Raw genomic sequence first — 17,533 nt, 5'->3', positions numbered from 1 at the left:
CGCCCCGGTCACCACGTGGTGACCGGGGCGTCGGTGGAGCGGGTGTCAGCCGAAGATGGCCGGCAGCGTGCCGCGGAAGGCCGCGTCCGCCTCGCTGAGCGGGACGGTGAACAGGCCCGCGACCTCGAGCGCCTCGCCCGACTCGGCGACGGCGCCGGGCTCGGTGCCCGTCTCGCCGATCTTCAGGACGGGGACGCCGCGCGCGACGCACGCGTCGACGAGCTTGGACTCCTCGCCGCGGGGCACCGCGACGAGCGCGCGGGCCGTCGACTCGGAGAACAGCGCCTCGAACGGCGTGACGCCGTCGCGCTCGGTCAGCGCGTCGAGCGACACGGTGGCCCCGACGCCGAAGCGCAGCGACGCCTCGAGGAGCGCCTGCGCGAGCCCACCCTCGGAGAGGTCGTGCGCGGCCGACACGAGGTCGTCGCGGCTCGCGTTGACGAGGACGCCGGCGAGCGCCTTCTCAGCCGCGAGGTCGACCCGCGGGGGCACGCCGCCCAGGTGGCCGTGCTCGACGTCGGCCCACGCCGAGCCGTCGAGCTCCGCACGCGTGGTGCCGAGGAGGTAGATGCTCTCCCCCGTCTCGCGCCAGCCCGACGGCGTGGCGTGCGCGACGTCGTCGAGCACGCCGAGCACGCCCACGACCGGGGTCGGGTGGATCGACGAGTCGATCTGCCCCGGCTCGCCGGTCCCGTTGTAGAGCGACACGTTGCCGCCCGTCACGGGGACGCCGAGCTCGCGGCACGCGTCCGCGAGGCCCTCGATCGCCTCGACGAGCTGCCACATCGAGTCGGGGTCCTCGGGCGAGCCGAAGTTGAGGCAGTCGGTCACGGCGAGCGGGCGGGCGCCCGTCGTCGCGACGTTGCGGTACGCCTCGGCGAGCGCGAGGCGGGCGCCCGTGCGCGGGTCGAGCTTGCCGTAGCGGCCGTTCGCGTCCGTCGCGAGCGCGACGCCGAGACCCGTGCTCTCGTCGACGCGGACCACGCCCGAGTCGTCGGGCTGCGCGAGCGCGGTGTTGCCCTGGACGAACCGGTCGTACTGGTTCGTCACCCACTCCTTGGACGCGAGGTTCGGCGACGCGAGGAGGCGCAGCGCCGTCGCGCGGAGCTCGTCGCCGCTCTCGGGTCGGGCGAGAGCGTCGGCGGCCACGGTGCGGGCGTTGAGCCCGTCCTGCCACGACGGGCGCGCGTACGGGCGGTGGTACACCGGGCCCTCGTGCGCGACGGTCCGCGGGTCGACGTCGACGATGCGCTCGCCGTGGTGGTCGATCGTCAGGCGGCCGGAGTCGTTGACCTCGCCGATGACGGCGGTCTCGACGTCCCACTTGGCGGTGATGGCGAGGAACTCGTCGAGCTTCTCCGGCGCGACGACCGCCATCATGCGCTCCTGCGACTCCGACATGAGGATCTCGCCCGCGTTGAGCGTCGGGTCGCGCAGCAGGACGTCGTCGAGCCACACGTGCATGCCGCCGTCGCCGTTGGAGGCGAGCTCCGACGTCGCGCACGAGATGCCGGCGGCACCGAGGTCCTGGATGCCCTCCACGACCTGCGCCGCGTAGAGCTCGAGGCAGCACTCGATGAGGACCTTCTCCATGAAGGGGTCGCCCACCTGGACGCTCGGACGCTTGGCGGGCACGCCGTCCTCGAACGTCTCCGACGCGAGGATCGAGGCGCCGCCGATGCCGTCGCCGCCCGTGCGGGCGCCGAACAGCACGACCTTGTTGCCGACGCCCGAGGCGTTGGCGAGGTGGATGTCCTCGTGGCGCAGCACGCCGAGGCACAGCGCGTTGACGAGCGGGTTGCCCTGGTACGACGAGTCGAAGACGAGCTCGCCGCCGATGTTCGGCAGGCCGAGGCTGTTGCCGTACCCGCCGACGCCGCTCACGACGCCGTGCACGACGCGCGCCGTGTCCGGGTGGTCGACGGCGCCGAAGCGGAGCTGGTCCATGACGGCGACGGGGCGCGCGCCCATGGAGATGATGTCGCGCACGATGCCGCCGACACCCGTCGCGGCGCCCTGGTAGGGCTCGACGAACGACGGGTGGTTGTGCGACTCGACCTTGAACGTCACGGCCCAGCCGTCACCGATGTCGACGACGCCCGCGTTCTCGCCGATGCCGACGAGCAGGTGCTTCTTCATCTCGTCCGTGGTGGCGGCGCCGAACTTCGACAGGTGGACCTTGGAGGACTTGTACGAGCAGTGCTCGGACCACATGACGGAGTACATCGCGAGCTCCGCGGCCGTGGGGCGGCGCCCCAGGATGTCGCGGATGCGCTGGTACTCGTCCGGCTTGAGGCCGAGCTCGGCGAACGGCTGGACCTCGTCGGGCGTGGCGGCGGCGTGCTCGACGGTGTCGAGCGTCGACGCGGCGGGACGAGCCTCGGAGCGTGCGGAAGCCTGGGGTGCGGGGGCGGTCATCGTTTCCCTCGGGTGGGCGCTGAGCGGGAGCGCACGACGGCGCGCGGCCAGTCTACCGGCGCCCGCGGAGAGGCCGTCCTCGCGTCTCGCGTCGCGGGCGGCCGAGAAGTGAGACGAGCGTCTCGCCGTGCGGAAACCCGGTTTCCGGGTTCCGATGGAAGGGTGACCACCCTTCTCGAACCGACGTCCGGCACCGACCGCAGCAGGACCAGCGACCTCCTCGACCCGCACCTGGAGCGGCTCGGCCACGAGCTCACGCTCGTCGAGCGCCAGCTCAACGGCTACTCCCGGCGCACGGGCTCCTACGTGGGCCACGGGGCCGTCGAGACCGTCGAACCGGCGGAGGGCCGCTACCGGGACGAGCTCGAGACCGAGCGCGAGCGCATCCTGTCGCGCCTCGAGATGCTCAGCGCCATGCGCGTCGCCGCGTCCTGCTGACCAGGCTCCCGGCCGCGACTCCGAGCGCGGCCACCGCGGCACGCGGGACGGCTCAGAGCGTCAGCCCCAGCACGACCCCCAGTACGCCGAGCGCGGGCGGGACGAGCTGGACGAGCGCCGCCCGCGCCTTCGACGGCGACGAGACGAGGAGCACGAGCCCCGCCGCGACCATGGAACCGGCCCCCGCGACCACGAGCGTCAGGCCGACGTCCTGCCGGTCCGCCGCGTACAGGACGATGCCGAGCACGACGAGCACCGCGAGGAACAGGTTGTAGAACCCCTGGTTGAAGGCCATCTCGCGCGTGGCCGCCGCCTCCTGCGGCGACGTGCCGAACGTGGCGCGCGTGCGGTCGCTCGTCCACGTGAGCGACTCCATGACGAAGATGTACACGTGGATCGCCGCGGCGACCCCCGCGAGCGCCAGCCCGAACCCGATCATCGTCGGTCCCTCCCGGTCCGCGAGGCCGCACGGTGCGCAGACCCCGGCGTACCGACCGGGTGTCGCTGCCTCAGCGCTCCTCAGCGTTCCACAGGAGCGGCTCGGCCGCCGCGAGCGCCACGGCCAGCGCGCCGACCACGAGCCCGACGCGCGTGTGCGGCAGCCGCACGCCGCGCTCGCGCAGCCGCTCCCCGCGCCGGTAGACCCACTTCTCGCCCGCGACGACGAGGGTCGTCGCGAGCGCGAGCCCGGCCGTCGCGCCCGCGACGGCGACGCCCGCCGGCACCGGCGTGGCGTCGTCGTCGGTCGCCCAGGTGTTGTCCTCGCGCGGGGCGCCGTCGGCCGTCGCGATCTCGGGTTCCGCGTCGGTCTCGTCCGCGTCCGCCTCGCGGGCCGCGTCGCGCAGGGAGCGCAGGCCCTCGCGCGCCTCGGTCCCCTCGGTCGTCGAGGTGAACGTCAGCACGACGGCGGCCGTCGCGACGGCGGTCTTGACGAGCGCGCGCGCCCAGCGCGGGCGGACGACGTCGGGCACGGCGTACCACGCCACGGTGGACAGCCCTGCGATCGCCACGGTGCGCGGGTCGGCGACCCGTCGGGTCGGCGCGTGCTCGGTCATCGTGCCCCTTCGTCGGCAGGTGTGCTCGGGGTTCCTAACGGCCCGCGACCGTGCCGGGTTCCTGCGGCGCGCAGGCGTTCGCGCAGGTAGCGCACCGCGGGCGCGTCGGTCATGGTCGCGCGCCACACGACCGTGACCGGGCGGGTCGGGACGGGCTCGCGCACGGGCACGGCGACGACGTCGGCCGGCAGCGGGCCGCGCCCGAGGCGCGGCACGAGCGCGACGGCGAGGCCCTGGGCCACGACCTCGACCTGCGACGCGAACTCGAGGCACCGGAAGTCGATGCGCGGGACGCGCGGCTCGCGCGCGAACATGTGGCAGAACCACTCGTAGCAGATGGTGCCGTCGGGCGTGCAGACCCACGTCTCGTCGAGCAGGTCCGACGGCGTGAGCGCCTCCCGCCCCGCGAGCGCGCTCGACGCGTGCACGAGCACGTCGGCCTCGTCGCGGAACAGCTCCTCGGCGCGCAGGCTCGGGGGCAGCGCGAGGCCGACGCCCTCCCAGTGGTGCACGAGCGCGAGGTCCAGGGTGCCCGCCGCGACGGCCGCGACGGCGTCCCACGGCTCGGTCTCCTCGACGACGAGGCGCAGGTCCGGCACGTCGTCCCGCACCTGCGCGAGGAGCGGTGCGACGACGCCGCGCACGGCCGTCGAGAACGACCCGAGGCGCACGGTCCCCGTGGGGCGGGCGCCGGCGTCGTGCAGGCGGGCCCGCAGCGACTCGACCTGCTCGCGCAGCGCGCGACCCTCCTCGACGACGCGCCGCCCCGCGGCCGTGAGCACGACGCCGCGGCCCTCGCGGTCGAGCAGGCGCGCGCCGAGGTCGCGCTCCAGGCGCTTCACCTGCTGCGAGACGGCGGACGGCGTGTACCCGAGGTCGCGTGCCGCCGCGTGCACGGTGCCGGTGCGCTCGACGGCGAGCAGGGCGTCCACGGCGGCGAGGTCGATCATGCAGCCGATGCTATCCGGAAGCCTGGCTACCGGGAACTGTGCACGACTGTGCGCTGGACGTGCACGATGCCGCGGGCGCACCCTCGATGCCATGCCGCTGCGCCCGTCCCTCCTCGCCGTCCTCGTCGCCGTCGTCTGGGGTGTGAACTTCGTCGTCATCGACCTCGGGCTCGGCGACGTGCCGCCGACGCTGTTCGTCGCCCTGCGCTTCCTCGTCGTCCTGGTCCCGGCGGTGTTCCTCGTGCCGCGGCCCCGCGCGCGGTGGCGGGACGTGCTGCTCGTCGGCGCGTTCATGAGCCTCGGCCAGTTCGGCCTGCTGTACACCGCGCTCGCGCTCGGCATGCCCGCCGGGCTGGCGTCGCTCGTGCTGCAGGCCCAGGTCGGGCTCACCGTGCTGTTCGCCGCCCCGGCGCTGCGCGAGGTCCCGACGCGCGTGCAGCTCGTGGGCGTGCTGGTCGGCGCCGCCGGGCTGGTCGTCGTCGGCGTGGGCCGCAGCGCCTCGACGCCGGCCCTCGCGTTCGTCGTGACGCTCGCCGCCGCGGCGTCGTGGGCGGTCGGGAACGTCGTCGCCCGACGCGCCGGGAGCCGCCGTGACCACGGCTCTACCTCGCGCACCCAGGGCTCTACCTCGGGCGACCAGGGGTCTGCCTCGGCGGGGCGGGGCTCTTCCCCGCGGCCGGGGCTGGAGGGGCTGTCGATGACGGTGTGGTCGGCGCTCGTGGTGCCGGTCCCCATGCTCGGGCTGTCGCTCGCGCTCGACGGGCCGGACGCCGTCGGGCACGCGCTCACCCACCTCACGCTCGCGCCGGTCCTGTCGACCCTCTACACCGCCTGGCTCGCGAGCCTCGTGGGGTACGGGATCTGGAACACGCTCCTCGCGCGGTACCCGGCGTCGGCGGTCGTGCCGTTCACGATGCTCGTGCCGCCGGTCGGGATGCTCGCCGCGTGGCTCGTGCTCGACGAGGTGCCGAACGCGGCCGAGGTGGTGGGCGGTGCCGTGCTCCTGCTGGGCGTCGCGACGACGACGGGCGTCCTGGGGCGACGGCGCCCGCCCGGCACGGCGGTCGTGCCTGGCGCGGGGGCGCCCTCCGTCGCGGTGCCGTCCTCCCTCGCGGCAGGCCCGCCCTCTGCGCCCGCTCCCGGGCGCCCCGACGCGACCGCGACCGACGGTCCGACCGCGACACGCGCGCGTTCGCGCTGACAGGACGCCCGCGCGGGGGTTCCATGGGAGTCCGGGACGTCCGAGACGCGAAGGAGCCTCTCATGAGCGAGACCGCGGGCCGCACGCAGGAACGGCAGCAACCGGAGCTCAAGCGCGTCATGGGGCCCAAGCTGCTCCTGCTGTTCATCGTCGGGGACATCCTGGGCACGGGCGTGTACGCGCTCACCGGCCAGGTCGCGGGCGAGGTCGGCGGGGCGGCGTGGCTGCCGTTCCTGCTCGCGTTCGTCGTCGCGACGATCACCGCGTTCTCCTACCTCGAGCTCGTCACGAAGTACCCGAGCGCCGCCGGCGCCGCGCTCTACACGCACAAGGCGTTCGGCATCCACCTGCTGACGTTCGTCGTCGCGTTCATGGTCATGAGCTCCGGGATCACCTCGGCCTCCACGGCGTCCAACGCGTTCGCGGGGTTCGTCTCCGACGGGTTCGGGCTCGGGCTGCCGACGGGCGGCGACGGCCGCCTGCTCATCGCCCTCGCCTTCATGGCCCTCGTCGCGCTCGTCAACCTGCGCGGGGTCGGTGAGAGCGTCAAGGCGAACGTCGTGCTGTCGCTCGTCGAGCTGTCCGGCCTCCTGCTCGTCGTCTTCGTGGGGCTGTGGGCGACGACGCAGGGTCGCGCCGACTTCTCGCGCGTCGTCGTGTTCGAGAGCGCCGACGACAAGAGCGTGTTCCTCGCCGTCACCGCCGCGACGACGCTCGCGTTCTTCGCCATGGTCGGGTTCGAGGACTCCGTGAACATGGCGGAGGAGTGCAAGAACCCCGTGCGGGACTTCCCGCGCATGATGCTCACGGGGCTCTCGATCACGGGCGCGATCTACGTGCTCGTCGCGATCACCGCCGTCGCGCTCGTCCCCGTGGGCGACCTCACGGACGACGCCAAGGGGTCGGCGCTCACGCAGGTCGTCGCGGCGGGCGCGCCGAACCTGCCCTTCGACACGATCTTCCCGTTCATCGGGATGTTCGCCGTCGCGAACTCGGCGCTCATCAACATGCTCATGGCGTCCCGCCTGCTCTACGGGATGGCGAACCAGGGCGTGCTGCCGCGTGCGTTCGGCCAGGTGCACCCGTTCCGCCGCACGCCGTGGGTCGCGATCCTCGTGACGACGGCCATCGCGTTCGCGCTCATCGTGTACGTCGTGCGGCAGTCCGGGACCGCGGAGGGCACCAACGCGGTCGCCCTGCTGGGCGGGACGACGTCGCTGCTCCTGCTCGTCGTCTTCACGATCGTCAACATCGCGCTCCTCGTGCTGCGCCGCGACCGCGTCGACCACGAGCACTTCCGCACCCGCACCTGGCTCGCGGTGCTCGGCGCCCTCACGTGCGCGTACCTCGCCGGGCCGTGGGCCCGCAGCGCCGAGCAGCAGGAGCAGTACGTCATCGCGGGCGCGCTCGTGGCCCTCGGGGTCGTGCTCTCGTTCGTCACGTGGCTCTACAACCGCTCGGTGCGCCACCGCCGGATCGCGTTCTCCGACGTGTCCCGCCTGGAGGACGGCATCGACGACGAGTGACCGACGACCCGCCGTTCGGCGGGAGGCGCGTGGGCACCGCGGGACCGACGATCGGCCGCGCCACCCGCCTCAGCGCCGCGCGAGAGACTGCCGCGGCACGGGAGCCAGGAGCCACGCGGCGGCGCCCGACCCCAGCACCGCGACGAGCACCGGTAGCCACCACGCGTCTCCCGCCCCGGAGGGACGGGCTCCGGCGACCAGCGCGAACGCGCCCGCGAGGACCGCGGCGGTCCCGAGGCCCAGCAGCACCGCGGGGAGGACCGACACCAGGCTGCGCAGCACGAGGACCCCGCGCAGCATCCGCGGACGTGCTCCCACGGCGGCCAGGGCGCGCAGCTGAGGCGCGCTGTCCTCTGCCCAGGCCGCGACCAGGAGGAGGACGACGAGGACGACGAGCCCGCTGCCGACGAGGAGCGTGGTGCGGGCGATCGTGTCGAGGATCCCGACGAGAGGCGGCCCGGCCTCGACGACGAGCTCGGCGGTGCCGGAGACGTCTGCCGGCAGCGCGGTCCGGACGACGCTCTCGTCGATCGCCCCGGTCTGAGGGACGAGGAAGGAGAACCCCAGCCCGCTCCTCTCCTCGAAGAGCCCCAGCTCCACCCCGCGCTCCGCGGAGACGATCAGAGCCGGAAGCCTGCCGAACGTCGCGTACCCGTCGACGGCGACCGGATCGAGCGCCCGGCGGAAGTCCGTCTCGGACTCGCTGTAGCCGGGTGGCGGCACGAGCACCACGTCGTCGTCCGGCTCGACCAGGAGGAGCCCGTCCCCCTCGTCGAGCGCGCTCCTCTCCTCGGCCGTGACGTCTCGACCGAGGAGCGCCGCAGCCTCGTCGGCGCCGTCCACCAGGAGCACCGACCGGTCGTCCTGCAGGGTTGCTCGGTCGAGGCAGTCGTCGACGGCCCCGGCGCGCGCGCACCGGGTGAAGTCGCTCTCGAGGACGACCGGGACGTCCGTGCCCGCCGAGTCGACCGTGAACGACGCCCGTGCGTCGTCGATCACCCGGAGGTTGCCGCTCACCTCGATCGCCGACCGCTCGGCGTCGGTCAGCGCTCGGCCCGTCCGGAGCTCCGCATCGCCGACGGGCACCGCCGCGACGTAGGCCGTGACCGCCCTCTCCCGGGCGGCCTCCACCGTCGCCAGACCCGCGCAGCTCACGGCGACCGCCGAGCCGACGACGACCACCCCGACCCTCCGAAGTCCCCGGGATCGGGTCGCGAGGCGTGCGGCCACGCGCACCGTGTAGCCACCGCGGCGCGTCCACGCGGGTCCCCTCCCACGAGCCGGCTCCCCTGCCGCGGCAGGCTCACGGACACCGCCGACGACGACCACGAGCACGGCAGCGCTCGCGAGCGCAGCGGCGAGGATCCCCGGGAGCCACGCGTAGTCGATGCCGCCCCAGTCCTGGTGGACGACGCCCGAGAGCAGCGCGACGCCCACGTGCGTCACGACTGCCCCGAGCACGAGGCCGACCGCCGCACCACCTCCCGCTGCCGCGCCCGCGTGGACCGACCACACCGTCCGCCGCTCGCGCCTCGTCGCACCCAGCGCGCGCAGGATCGCGTCCTGGCGCCCGCGCGCCTGCGCCAGCGAGGCCGTCGTGGCGCCGAGGACGCCGGCGGCTACCAGCCCGACACCGCCCAGCACGAGATCGACGTCGACCAGGTCCGTCGGTGGCTGAGCCGTGAAGCCGCCTCGTGTCGCCACCGTGAGCCCCAGGTCGCGCAGACGCTGGCCTGTCACGAGCGGGTCCGTGCTCTCGACCAGCCATCGGGGAGTCAAGGAGCTCGACGCGCCGTCCACGATCTGCTCGAGCTGCGCTGCGTCGGCCCCGGCCGGGGAGATCAGGAAGAACGCGGCGTCGGTGGCGCCGGCGTACCGCACCTCGTCGGTGAAGGTCAGCGTCACGGTCGACCCGGCAGTCCGGACGCCGACCGTGTCTCCGAGGACGACCCCGAGGCGGTCGGCCGCTGCCGGGGACAGCGCGAGCTCGGGAGAGCCGGAGACGTCGCGGGCGAAGGTGACGATCCCCGTCGTCATCGGGTCCTCGTAGGCGACGACCCGCCCGTCGAGCATCTGCGACGCGGTGCCCGCGACGAGCGTCGTGCGCAGGTCGGTGTCGGTGAGCACGCGAGCGATTCCGGTCCCGGGCCCGGGCTCGACCTCGGGCACGGACGCGACGTCGCCCCCCGCGAAGCGTGCCTGGAGGTCCGCCTCGCCCATGGCGATGCGCGCGAGCTCCTCACCGGAGTACTGGGCGCTGCCGCGCACCGAGAACACCGCGAACGTCCCCGCGACGACGACCGCGACGACGACCGCCAGCAACGCGGAGTGCCGCCACAGCCCCCGCAGGTTGCGCACGCCCAGGCCCGCGGGGGTGACGGCTCTCATCCCACGAAGCCCTCGTGGAACGCCACGACCTCGTCGGCACCCGCGGCCACGACGGGGTCGTGCGTGACGACGATGCAGCACTTTCCCTCGGACGAGAAGTACTTGAGCTGTTCGACGACGATGCGGGTGTTCTCCTCGTCGAGCGCTCCCGTCGGCTCGTCGGCGAGCACGACGGGATGTGGTGACGCCAGGGAACGCGCGATCGCGACCCGCTGCCGCTCGCCGCCCGAGAGCGTCGTCGGCAGCATGGTACGGACGTCGGCGATGCCGAGCCGCTCGAACCAGCCCTCGACCTGGGCCTCGGCACCGCGGACCCCTGCCACCCTGAGCCCGAACAGGACGTTCTCCTCGGCCGTGAGGGTGTCGACGAGGTTGAGGTCCTGCGCGATCGTCGTGACCGAGGTCCGTCGAAGCGCAGACTTGTCCCGGAGCCGACCGACGTCTCGCCCCGCCACGTGCACCGACCCGGCCGACAGCGGCACCTCTCCGAGGACGGCCCGCAGGAGACTGGTCTTGCCGCTCCCCGACGGGCCGACGACGGCCGTCACGCACCCTGCGCGGAACACCCGTGAGAACCCGCGGAAGAGGGGGCGCGCCACGCGCCCCCTCCCCACCACGAGCGTCGCATCCCGGAACTCGACCGTGGTCATGCTCTGCTCCCTACGACGCCGTGGTCGCTAGTACCCGCGGACCTCGTAGGAGTAGCCGCGGGCGCCGAACAGGCAGAAGCCCCCGGTCGAGCTCTGGTACGCGCGAACCCAGGCGGTGGCCGTGTCGGGCGCAGCCGTGCAGTCCAGCTTCCCGCGCGCCTCGGTCCGAGGACCGACGGTCGTGCACGAGATCCGCGGTGCGCTCTGACCGGCGCCGTTCCTCAGGATCTGCCCCGAGCAGTTCGCCCACAGCGCGGCCTCCGCCGACCCCTGGACGAGCACGGCCCCTCCGAGGGCCAGTGCCGCCGCGGTCACGGTAGCCATGATCTTTCGCCTCATCGCGATGTCCCCTTCCTGACGCCCCCCTGGGACGAACGGGAGGATCGTCCTCTCCCGCCCGCGTGCTCGGGGGGACCTTCCACATGCTGACACGGACGTCCGTCGACGACGTCGCCTCCCGGGGCGAGCGGCGGGCTCCGTCACCGACCAGCGCCCCGAGCTGGCCCCCGGGGAGCCGAGGGACCGACGCACCGCGCCGGACGGAGGGAACCCGTCGCGCATGATGGGTCCATGCAGATCCGCGTCGCCGCCTACGCCGTGGTCGTCCGCGAGGACGGCCGGATGCTCCTCCCCCACTGGAGCGAGGGGGACCGCGGCGGCTGGACGCTGCCCGGCGGCGGCATCGACCCGGGCGAGGACCCCGCCGCCGCGGCCGTCCGCGAGGTGCGCGAGGAGACCGGCTACGACGTCGAGCTCGACGGCCTGCTCGGCGTCGACAGCCTCGTGATCGACGCCGCCGACCGGATCCGGCCCGAGGACCGCGACCGGTCGCTGCACGCGATCCGCATCGTCTACCGGGCCCACGTGGTAGGCGGAGAGCTGCGCGTCGAGGAGGACGAGTCGACCGACGACGTCGGCTGGTTCACGCCCGACGAGGTCGACGCGCTGGACCGCGTCGGCCTGGTCGACGTGGCCCGCCGCTGGGCCGGCCTGCTCCCCGTGCCGTCGTGACCCGCCCGCGCCGGGTCGCCGACGGGCGGCCCGGGACGACGGTGCTGGGCGCGCTCGCCGTCGGCGTCCTGGTCCCGGTCGCGCTCGCCGCGTGCACGCCCGGCACCCCGCCGCCGGACCCGGACGTGGTGACGTCCGCACCGGCGCGGGTCCCGTCCCCCGGCCCTGGCGCCACCACGGAGGACGGCCGCGCCGCGGACGACCCGGACGGCGACCGGAGCGGCGACGCCGAGCTCGCGTCCCTGCGGTTCCCCGTCGGGACGGCGACGGTCGAGATCGCCGTGCCCCCGCCGGCGTCGGGCGGGGCGGCACCCCCCCGGGTCACGGCCGACGCCGAGGGCGCGTCCGACGTCACGCTCGCCCTTGCGGGTGCCCCAGCCGTGGTCTCGGTGGAGGGCGGCTCGCTCGTGCGCCACCCGGACGGCACGCTCACCGTCCTGGACGACGGCGGCACACCCGTCGGCGGGCTCGGCGCCCCGCGCGTCGTGGGCCGGCACGGCGCGCCGGGCACGCCCGGCGCGGACGGCGCCGACGGTGCGAACGGGGCGAGCGGGGCAGAGGGCGGGACGGCCGACGGCACGGACGCCGGCCCCGCGGCGGGCACCCCCGCACCCGGGACCCCGCGCGTCCGGGTCGCGCTCGTCGACGCCCACCGCGCGGAGGTGACGCTCGTGGGGACGGCGGGGACGGCGCCGGGCGGGGGCGACGCGGCGGGCGCTCCCGACGGGGACCCGGACGGGACCGCGACGACCGACGACGCCGGGGCGTGGGAGGTCGTCGTCCCGCTCGGCACGCGCGCGGTGCGGAGCACCGACTGGGGCGAGCGCGAGGGCGGCCTTTCGCTCGCCGTCGACCCGACCGCGTGGGCCCGCGCCGCGGGGCAGGCGGGCCAGGAGCTCGTGTGGGCGCAGGTCGTCGCCGCCGAGCCGGAGGCCGACACCCCGACGATGCACGACCAGCTCGTGTGCCACGCCGTCGGCGCCCTGGACAAGGCGACGTGGAACCTCGAGCCCTGGCGGCCCGACGTCGGGCTCCTCGCCACGATGTCCGCGCGCTGCAACCCCGCCTGACCGCCGCCGTCGTCCCGACTGCGGCCCGCGCACCGGCTCGGCCGCCGAGCACGACGTCCCTCCCCGTCGAGCACGAGGTTCCTGTCGGCATGTGCCTCGGAACGAGAGGAACCTCGTGCTCGGCGACCGAGACGGAGAACGAGACCGAGACGGCAACGGCCCGGGCGGCACGACGGCTGGTGGACGTCGTGCCGCCCGGGCCTGACCCTCGGCAGCGGTACCGCTCCGCCTGCGACGCCGAGGACGTTCCGGGGTGGCGCCGAGGACGGCGCCGGGGTGGTCAGCGGGCCTGCGGGCCGCCCTTCGCGGCCTTGCGCAGCGACTTCTCGCTCCGCGGCTCGTCGCCGCTCGCGCGCAGGCGCCGGTAGTAGTCGCGCGCCTCGTCCTGGCGCTCCTTCTCGATGCCCGTCGCGATCGTCGCGCGCAGGTGCTCGGGGCCGTAGCCCCAGGCGTCCACGAGGTCCTGCGCGTGCGGACGCAGCCGGTCGATGAGGCGGTCCAGGTAGCTCGTCACCGTGCGCGCGCGCTGCGTCGAGAGGCGCCCGTTGAGCAGGTACCAGGCGAGGTGCCGCTCGACGAGGCTCAGGCCGAACAGGTCGCGCACCGTGGTGAGGACCTCGCGCGTGCCCGCGTCCTCGATCGTGTCGAGCGCCTGCGTGAACGCCTCCCAGCGCAGCAGCTCCGCGTGGGCGCGGGCCGCCTCGACGAGCTCGACCTGGTGGGCGTTGAACAGGTTCGTCGCCGTCTCCGGGTCGGCCTTCTGCGCGGGGCGCAGCGCCTGCGCGACGTCCGCGACCATCGTCTCGACCCGGTCGGTGAGCAGCGCGCGCTGCGTCTCGGGGTCGCGCAGGTGGCCGGCCGCGCGGCGCGGGTCGCCGACGTCCGCGAGCGCCTGGGCGGCCCGCTTGAGCGGCGTGCGGTGCAGCGCCATGTCGCCCGCACGCTCGACGACGACGCGCGCCATCTGGCCGGGGGTGATGCCCTTGAACTGCTTGCCGTAGTCGGCGAGCAGGCGCTTCGCGACGAGCTGGAGCAGCACGGTGTTGTCGCCCTCGAACGTCGCGTACACGTCGAGGTCGGCGCGCAGGCTCGTGATGCGGTTGGTCGTGAGGAACCCGGCCCCGCCGCACGCCTCGCGCGTCTCCTGGAGCACGTCGAGCGCGAACCGCGTGCTCGTGGCCTTGAGCGCGGCCGCCGTCGTCTCGAGGTCCTCGCGCTGCTCCGGGGTGTCCTCCTCACCGGAGAACACCGAGTGGAACAGGTCGAGCAGGCGGTCGTGCGCGAAGTGCGCCGCGTAGGTCTCCGCGATGGGGACGATCAGGCGACGCTTGTGCGTGCCGTAGTCGAGGAGCACGACCTCCTCCGTCGGCGTCGCGCCCGTGAACTGGCGGCGCTCGTTCGCGTACCGCACCGCGATCGCGAGGCCGAGCTTCGCCGCGGTCACCGCGGCGCCGTCGAGCGACACGCGACCCTGGACGAGCGAGCCGAGCATCGTGAAGAAGCGGCGCCCGGGGCTGTCGATGGGGCTGGAGTACGTGCCGTCGGCGTCCACCGAGCCGTAGCGGGCGAGCAGGTCGGTGCGCGGGACCCGCACGTGGTCGAAGTGCAGGCGCCCGTTGTCGATGCCGTTGAGCCCGCCCTTCTGGCCGTCGTCCTCGCCGCCCACGCCGGGCAGGAAGGGCAGCCGGCCGAGCTCGTCGCGCTCGCCCGCGGTGTCGCGGATGGGCACGTAGAACGCGTGCACGCCGTGGTTGACGTTCTTCGTGATCAGCTGCGCGAACACGACGGCGGCCACGCCGTGCACGCCCGCGTTGCCGAGGTAGTCCTTCCACGCCCCGCGGAACGGGGTGTGGATGACGAACTCCTCGGTCTCCGGGTCGTACGTCGCCGTGGTGGCGATGCTCGCGACGTCGGACCCGTGGCCGATCTCCGTCATCGCGAACGCACCCGGCACCGAGAGGTCCATGGCGCCCGGCAGGAGGCGGTCCTGCTGCTCGGGCGTGCCCAGGTGCAGGATGGCCGAGCCGAACAGCCCCCACTGCACGCCCGCCTTGATCTGCAGCGACGGGTCGGCCGCGACGAGCTCCTCGAACCCGGCGAGGTTGCCGCCCGCGTCGTCCGCGCCGCCGAGGCGCTCCGGGTACCCGCGCCACACCTGGCCCTTGCCCACGAGCAGGTGCATCTGCTCCAGCACGCGCTCGCGGTGCTCACGCAGGCTCAGGCCCTCGATGCGCTGGAACGCCTCCTCGCCCGCGGTCGCGCGCGCCGTCGCGCGCAGGTCGGCCCAGCGGCCGAGCAGGATCTTCTCGAGCGCGGCGACGTCGACGCGGGCGTCGCCCTGCGACGTCGGGCCCGCGTCGCCGGCGCTCGTCGTGCGCGGTGCGAGCGCGGGACGGTCGGACGTGGCGGTCATGGCTTCTCCTTGGGGTCTGAGGCGGTCGCCGGGTGCGGAGGGCGGACGGCGTCCGAGCGGGTCGTGCCCGGGTTGTGGGAGAGGACGCCGACGGGGCCGGCCCACAGCCACGCGGCGACGCGCTCGGTGAGCTGCTCGCGGTCGGGGACGTCGGCGCGCTCGCGGTGGGCGAGCCACCACTCGCCGGCGCCCCGGACGAAGCCGACGGCGCCCGCGGCCCACGCCGCGGCGTCGGCCGGGGAGACGTCGGTGACCCGGGCGAACGGCTCGGCGACGAGCTCGATCACCGAGTCGAGGAAGGCGGCGAGCGGGGCGCGGTCGGCGCCGCCCGCGCCCTGGGTGAGGCCGCTCGCCGCGAGCTGGGCGGCGGGCTCCTCCGTCCCCGCGACGGCGCTCGTCCGGGTGACGAAGTAGTACACGTTGGGCGAGCTCTCGATCATCTCGAGGTACACGCCGACCATCGCGCGCAGCGCGCGCTTGGGCGTCTCGGCGGCCTCGGCCGCCTGGGTCAGGGCGTCGTGCATCTGCCCCACGACGGCGGAGCCCAGGGCGACCTGGAGCCCGGTCTTGTCGTCGAAGTAGCGGTAGATGATCGACTTCGACGTGCCCGACGCCGCCGCGATCTCGTCCATGGAGACCCCGGGGCCTCCCCGGTGCACCGCCTTGCTCGCCGCCCGGATGAGCTCCGCGCGGCGCGCCGCCCGGTGCTCGTCCCAGCGGGTCGACCGACCGTCGACCACCGCGGCCGGCTGCACCCGCCCTCGGGTGACCGGTCGCGCGTCGGCACCTGCGTTCACGTCGTCCTCCGTTGCGCCCGACCTCGATGTCGTCGGCACCTCGTCACGGGTGCCGCGCCGGGGCAGGGCACAGCCCTGTGACCCGACTCACGAAACCGAGAGTATCAGGTACTCTTGGTATTGGACACCAACCGGTCCTCTCCCCCGCCTCGCGCACGCCGTGCCGAGGCGCTCTCCCGGGCCGGCACCGAACGCAGCGCAGCGAGCACGGACAGGAAGTGAGGCACAGTGGCCACCAGCACCAGCCCCCGCCCGACCCCCGAGCAGTCCCCCCGGGAAGACGCCCCTGCGGGCGCTCCCCGCGACGCGTGGGTCGTGGGCGGGAACCGCATCCCGTTCGCCCGCGCCGGCAAGAAGTACGCGTCCGCGAGCAACCAGGAGATGTTCACCGCCGCGCTCGAGGGGCTCGTCGCGCGCTTCGGCCTCCAGGGCGAGCGGCTCGGGGAGGTCGTCGGCGGCGCCGTGCTCAAGCACTCCCGCGACTTCAACCTCGTGCGCGAGTCGGTGCTCGGGTCGTCGCTCTCCCCGCAGACCCCGGCCTACGACCTCCAGCAGGCGTGCGCGACCGGCCTGGAGGCGACCATCGCCGTCGCGAACAAGATCCGTCTCGGCCAGGTCGAGTCGGGCGTCGCGGGCGGCTCCGACACCGTGTCCGACGCCCCCATCGCCGTGAGCGAGGGCCTGCGTCGGGCGCTGCTCGAGGCGAGCCACGCCAAGACGTTCGGCCAGCGCGTCAAGGCGTTCGCGAAGGTCCGCCCCGCCGACCTCGCGCCCCTCACGCCCGCGACCGACGAGCCGCGCACCGGCCTGTCGATGGGCGAGCACCAGGCGATCACGACGGCCCGCTGGGACATCTCGCGCGAGGCGCAGGACGAGCTCGCGCTCGCGAGCCACGAGCACCTCGCGGCCGCGTGGGACGCCGGGTTCTTCGACGACCTCGTCACCCCGTTCCGCGGGCTCGTGCGCGACGACAACCTGCGCGCCGACTCGTCGCTCGAGAAGCTCGCCGCGCTCAAGCCGGTGTACGGCAAGCGCCTGGAAGGCGTCACCCCGACCATGACGGCGGGCAACTCGACCCCGCTCACCGACGGCGCGTCGACCGTCCTCCTCGCCTCGGCCGAGTGGGCGCGCGAGCGCGACCTGCCGCTCCTCGCGCGCGTCGTCGACGCGGAGACCGCCGCCGTCGACTTCGTGCACGGCCACGAGGGCCTGCTCATGGCCCCCGCGCACGCGGTCCCCCGCCTGCTCGCCCGCAACGGGCTCACGCTCGGCGACTTCGACCTCTACGAGATCCACGAGGCGTTCGCGTCGACCGTGCTCACGACGCTCAAGGCCTGGGAGGACGACGAGTACTGCCGCACCGAGCTCGGGCTCGACGGCGCGCTCGGCTCGATCGACCGCTCGCGGCTCAACGTCAACGGCTCCTCGCTCGCCGCGGGCCACCCGTTCGCCGCGACCGGCGGGCGCATCGTCGCGACGGCGGCCAAGCTCCTCGCGCAGCGCACCGCCGAGACCGGGGCGCCCGCGCGTGCGCTGATCTCCGTGTGCGCCGCGGGGGGCCTCGGCGTCGCCGCGATCCTCGAGTCCGTCCCCGCGACCGACGCCGCCTGACGCCC

Annotated in this window: 15 protein-coding genes; 6 read left to right on the top strand and 9 right to left on the bottom strand. The window is 74.5% G+C overall.

Translation table 11 applies throughout. The features are described 5' to 3' along the window. Positions 1-45: 45 nt before the first annotated feature. A complete protein-coding gene (gene purL / locus E1O70_RS08145; protein WP_061267112.1) occupies positions 46-2,418 on the bottom strand; it encodes a phosphoribosylformylglycinamidine synthase subunit PurL in 2,373 nt (790 codons plus the stop codon). A 162-nt stretch (positions 2,419-2,580) separates the two neighbouring features. Here purL and E1O70_RS08140 point away from each other — a divergent pair, with 162 nt between their 5' ends. Next, complete coding sequence (locus tag E1O70_RS08140; protein WP_061267113.1) at positions 2,581-2,856, top strand: hypothetical protein; 276 nt, start codon at positions 2,581-2,583, stop codon at positions 2,854-2,856. A gap of 52 nt (positions 2,857-2,908) precedes the next feature. Here the strand turns inward: E1O70_RS08140 and E1O70_RS08135 are convergent, their stop codons facing one another. From E1O70_RS08135 to E1O70_RS08125, 3 genes are all read right to left on the bottom strand, one after another. Continuing rightward, positions 2,909-3,295 carry a DUF1304 domain-containing protein gene (locus E1O70_RS08135; protein WP_061267114.1) on the bottom strand — a complete coding sequence of 129 codons (387 nt, stop codon included), beginning with the start codon at positions 3,293-3,295 and terminating at the stop codon, positions 2,909-2,911. A gap of 70 nt (positions 3,296-3,365) precedes the next feature. Beyond that, positions 3,366-3,911 carry a hypothetical protein gene (locus E1O70_RS08130; protein WP_061267115.1) on the bottom strand — a complete coding sequence of 182 codons (546 nt, stop codon included), beginning with the start codon at positions 3,909-3,911 and terminating at the stop codon, positions 3,366-3,368. After that, the gene (locus tag E1O70_RS08125) at positions 3,908-4,861 is read right to left on the bottom strand and encodes a LysR family transcriptional regulator (protein WP_061267116.1); all 954 of its coding nucleotides are present in this window, start codon (positions 4,859-4,861) and stop codon (positions 3,908-3,910) included. Before E1O70_RS08125 ends, E1O70_RS08130 begins: the two co-directional genes overlap by 4 nt. Positions 4,862-4,952: 91 nt before the next feature. Here E1O70_RS08125 and E1O70_RS08120 point away from each other — a divergent pair, with 91 nt between their 5' ends. Together E1O70_RS08120 and E1O70_RS08115 are read left to right on the top strand one after the other, a co-directional pair. Then, the gene (locus tag E1O70_RS08120; RefSeq protein WP_082774309.1) at positions 4,953-6,062 is read left to right on the top strand and encodes an EamA family transporter; all 1,110 of its coding nucleotides are present in this window, start codon (positions 4,953-4,955) and stop codon (positions 6,060-6,062) included. A gap of 62 nt (positions 6,063-6,124) precedes the next feature. Continuing rightward, on the top strand, positions 6,125-7,588 hold the full coding sequence (locus E1O70_RS08115; RefSeq protein ID WP_061267117.1) for an APC family permease: 1,464 nt from the start codon (positions 6,125-6,127) through the stop codon (positions 7,586-7,588). Between the two features lie 69 nt (positions 7,589-7,657). Here the strand turns inward: E1O70_RS08115 and E1O70_RS08110 are convergent, their stop codons facing one another. The 3 genes from E1O70_RS08110 to E1O70_RS08100 are packed head-to-tail and all read right to left on the bottom strand — an operon-like array spanning position 7,658 to position 10,950. Then, positions 7,658-9,976, bottom strand: a complete 2,319-nt coding sequence (locus E1O70_RS08110; RefSeq protein WP_061267118.1) for an FtsX-like permease family protein — start codon at positions 9,974-9,976, stop codon at positions 7,658-7,660. Next, positions 9,973-10,626, bottom strand: coding sequence for an ABC transporter ATP-binding protein (locus E1O70_RS08105; RefSeq protein ID WP_076403599.1), 654 nt, complete (start codon positions 10,624-10,626; stop codon positions 9,973-9,975). Before E1O70_RS08105 ends, E1O70_RS08110 begins: the two co-directional genes overlap by 4 nt. A 27-nt stretch (positions 10,627-10,653) precedes the next feature. Beyond that, positions 10,654-10,950: a hypothetical protein gene (locus E1O70_RS08100; protein ID WP_128957619.1), complete on the bottom strand. Its 297-nt coding sequence runs from the start codon at positions 10,948-10,950 to the stop codon at positions 10,654-10,656. Between the two features lie 246 nt (positions 10,951-11,196). Here E1O70_RS08100 and E1O70_RS08095 point away from each other — a divergent pair, with 246 nt between their 5' ends. Both E1O70_RS08095 and E1O70_RS20110 read left to right on the top strand, forming a co-directional pair. After that, positions 11,197-11,637 carry an NUDIX hydrolase gene (locus E1O70_RS08095; RefSeq protein ID WP_061267120.1) on the top strand — a complete coding sequence of 147 codons (441 nt, stop codon included), beginning with the start codon at positions 11,197-11,199 and terminating at the stop codon, positions 11,635-11,637. Continuing rightward, the gene (locus tag E1O70_RS20110; RefSeq protein ID WP_061267121.1) at positions 11,634-12,707 is read left to right on the top strand and encodes a DUF2599 domain-containing protein; all 1,074 of its coding nucleotides are present in this window, start codon (positions 11,634-11,636) and stop codon (positions 12,705-12,707) included. Before E1O70_RS08095 ends, E1O70_RS20110 begins: the two co-directional genes overlap by 4 nt. Before the next feature lie 280 nt (positions 12,708-12,987). Here E1O70_RS20110 and E1O70_RS08080 read toward each other — a convergent pair whose 3' ends face one another. Next, positions 12,988-15,120: an acyl-CoA dehydrogenase family protein gene (locus E1O70_RS08080; protein ID WP_061267122.1), complete on the bottom strand. Its 2,133-nt coding sequence runs from the start codon at positions 15,118-15,120 to the stop codon at positions 12,988-12,990. Beyond that, a complete protein-coding gene (locus E1O70_RS08075) occupies positions 15,117-15,860 on the bottom strand; it encodes a TetR/AcrR family transcriptional regulator (RefSeq protein ID WP_240696639.1) in 744 nt (247 codons plus the stop codon). The genes E1O70_RS08080 and E1O70_RS08075 overlap by 4 nt, the downstream gene beginning before the upstream one ends. 285 nt (positions 15,861-16,145) lie before the next feature. On the opposite strand from E1O70_RS08075, the gene E1O70_RS08070 reads away from it, so the two are divergent. Beyond that, complete coding sequence (locus tag E1O70_RS08070) at positions 16,146-17,528, top strand: acetyl-CoA C-acetyltransferase (protein ID WP_061267123.1); 1,383 nt, start codon at positions 16,146-16,148, stop codon at positions 17,526-17,528. Positions 17,529-17,533 lie beyond the last annotated feature (5 nt).

It is taken from the genome of Cellulosimicrobium funkei (assembly GCF_004519295.1).
GTDB lineage: Bacteria > Actinomycetota > Actinomycetes > Actinomycetales > Cellulomonadaceae > Cellulosimicrobium > Cellulosimicrobium funkei.
The sequence above is the reverse complement of the archived record's forward strand: the minus strand, read 5'-3'. Positions and strand labels throughout refer to the sequence as shown.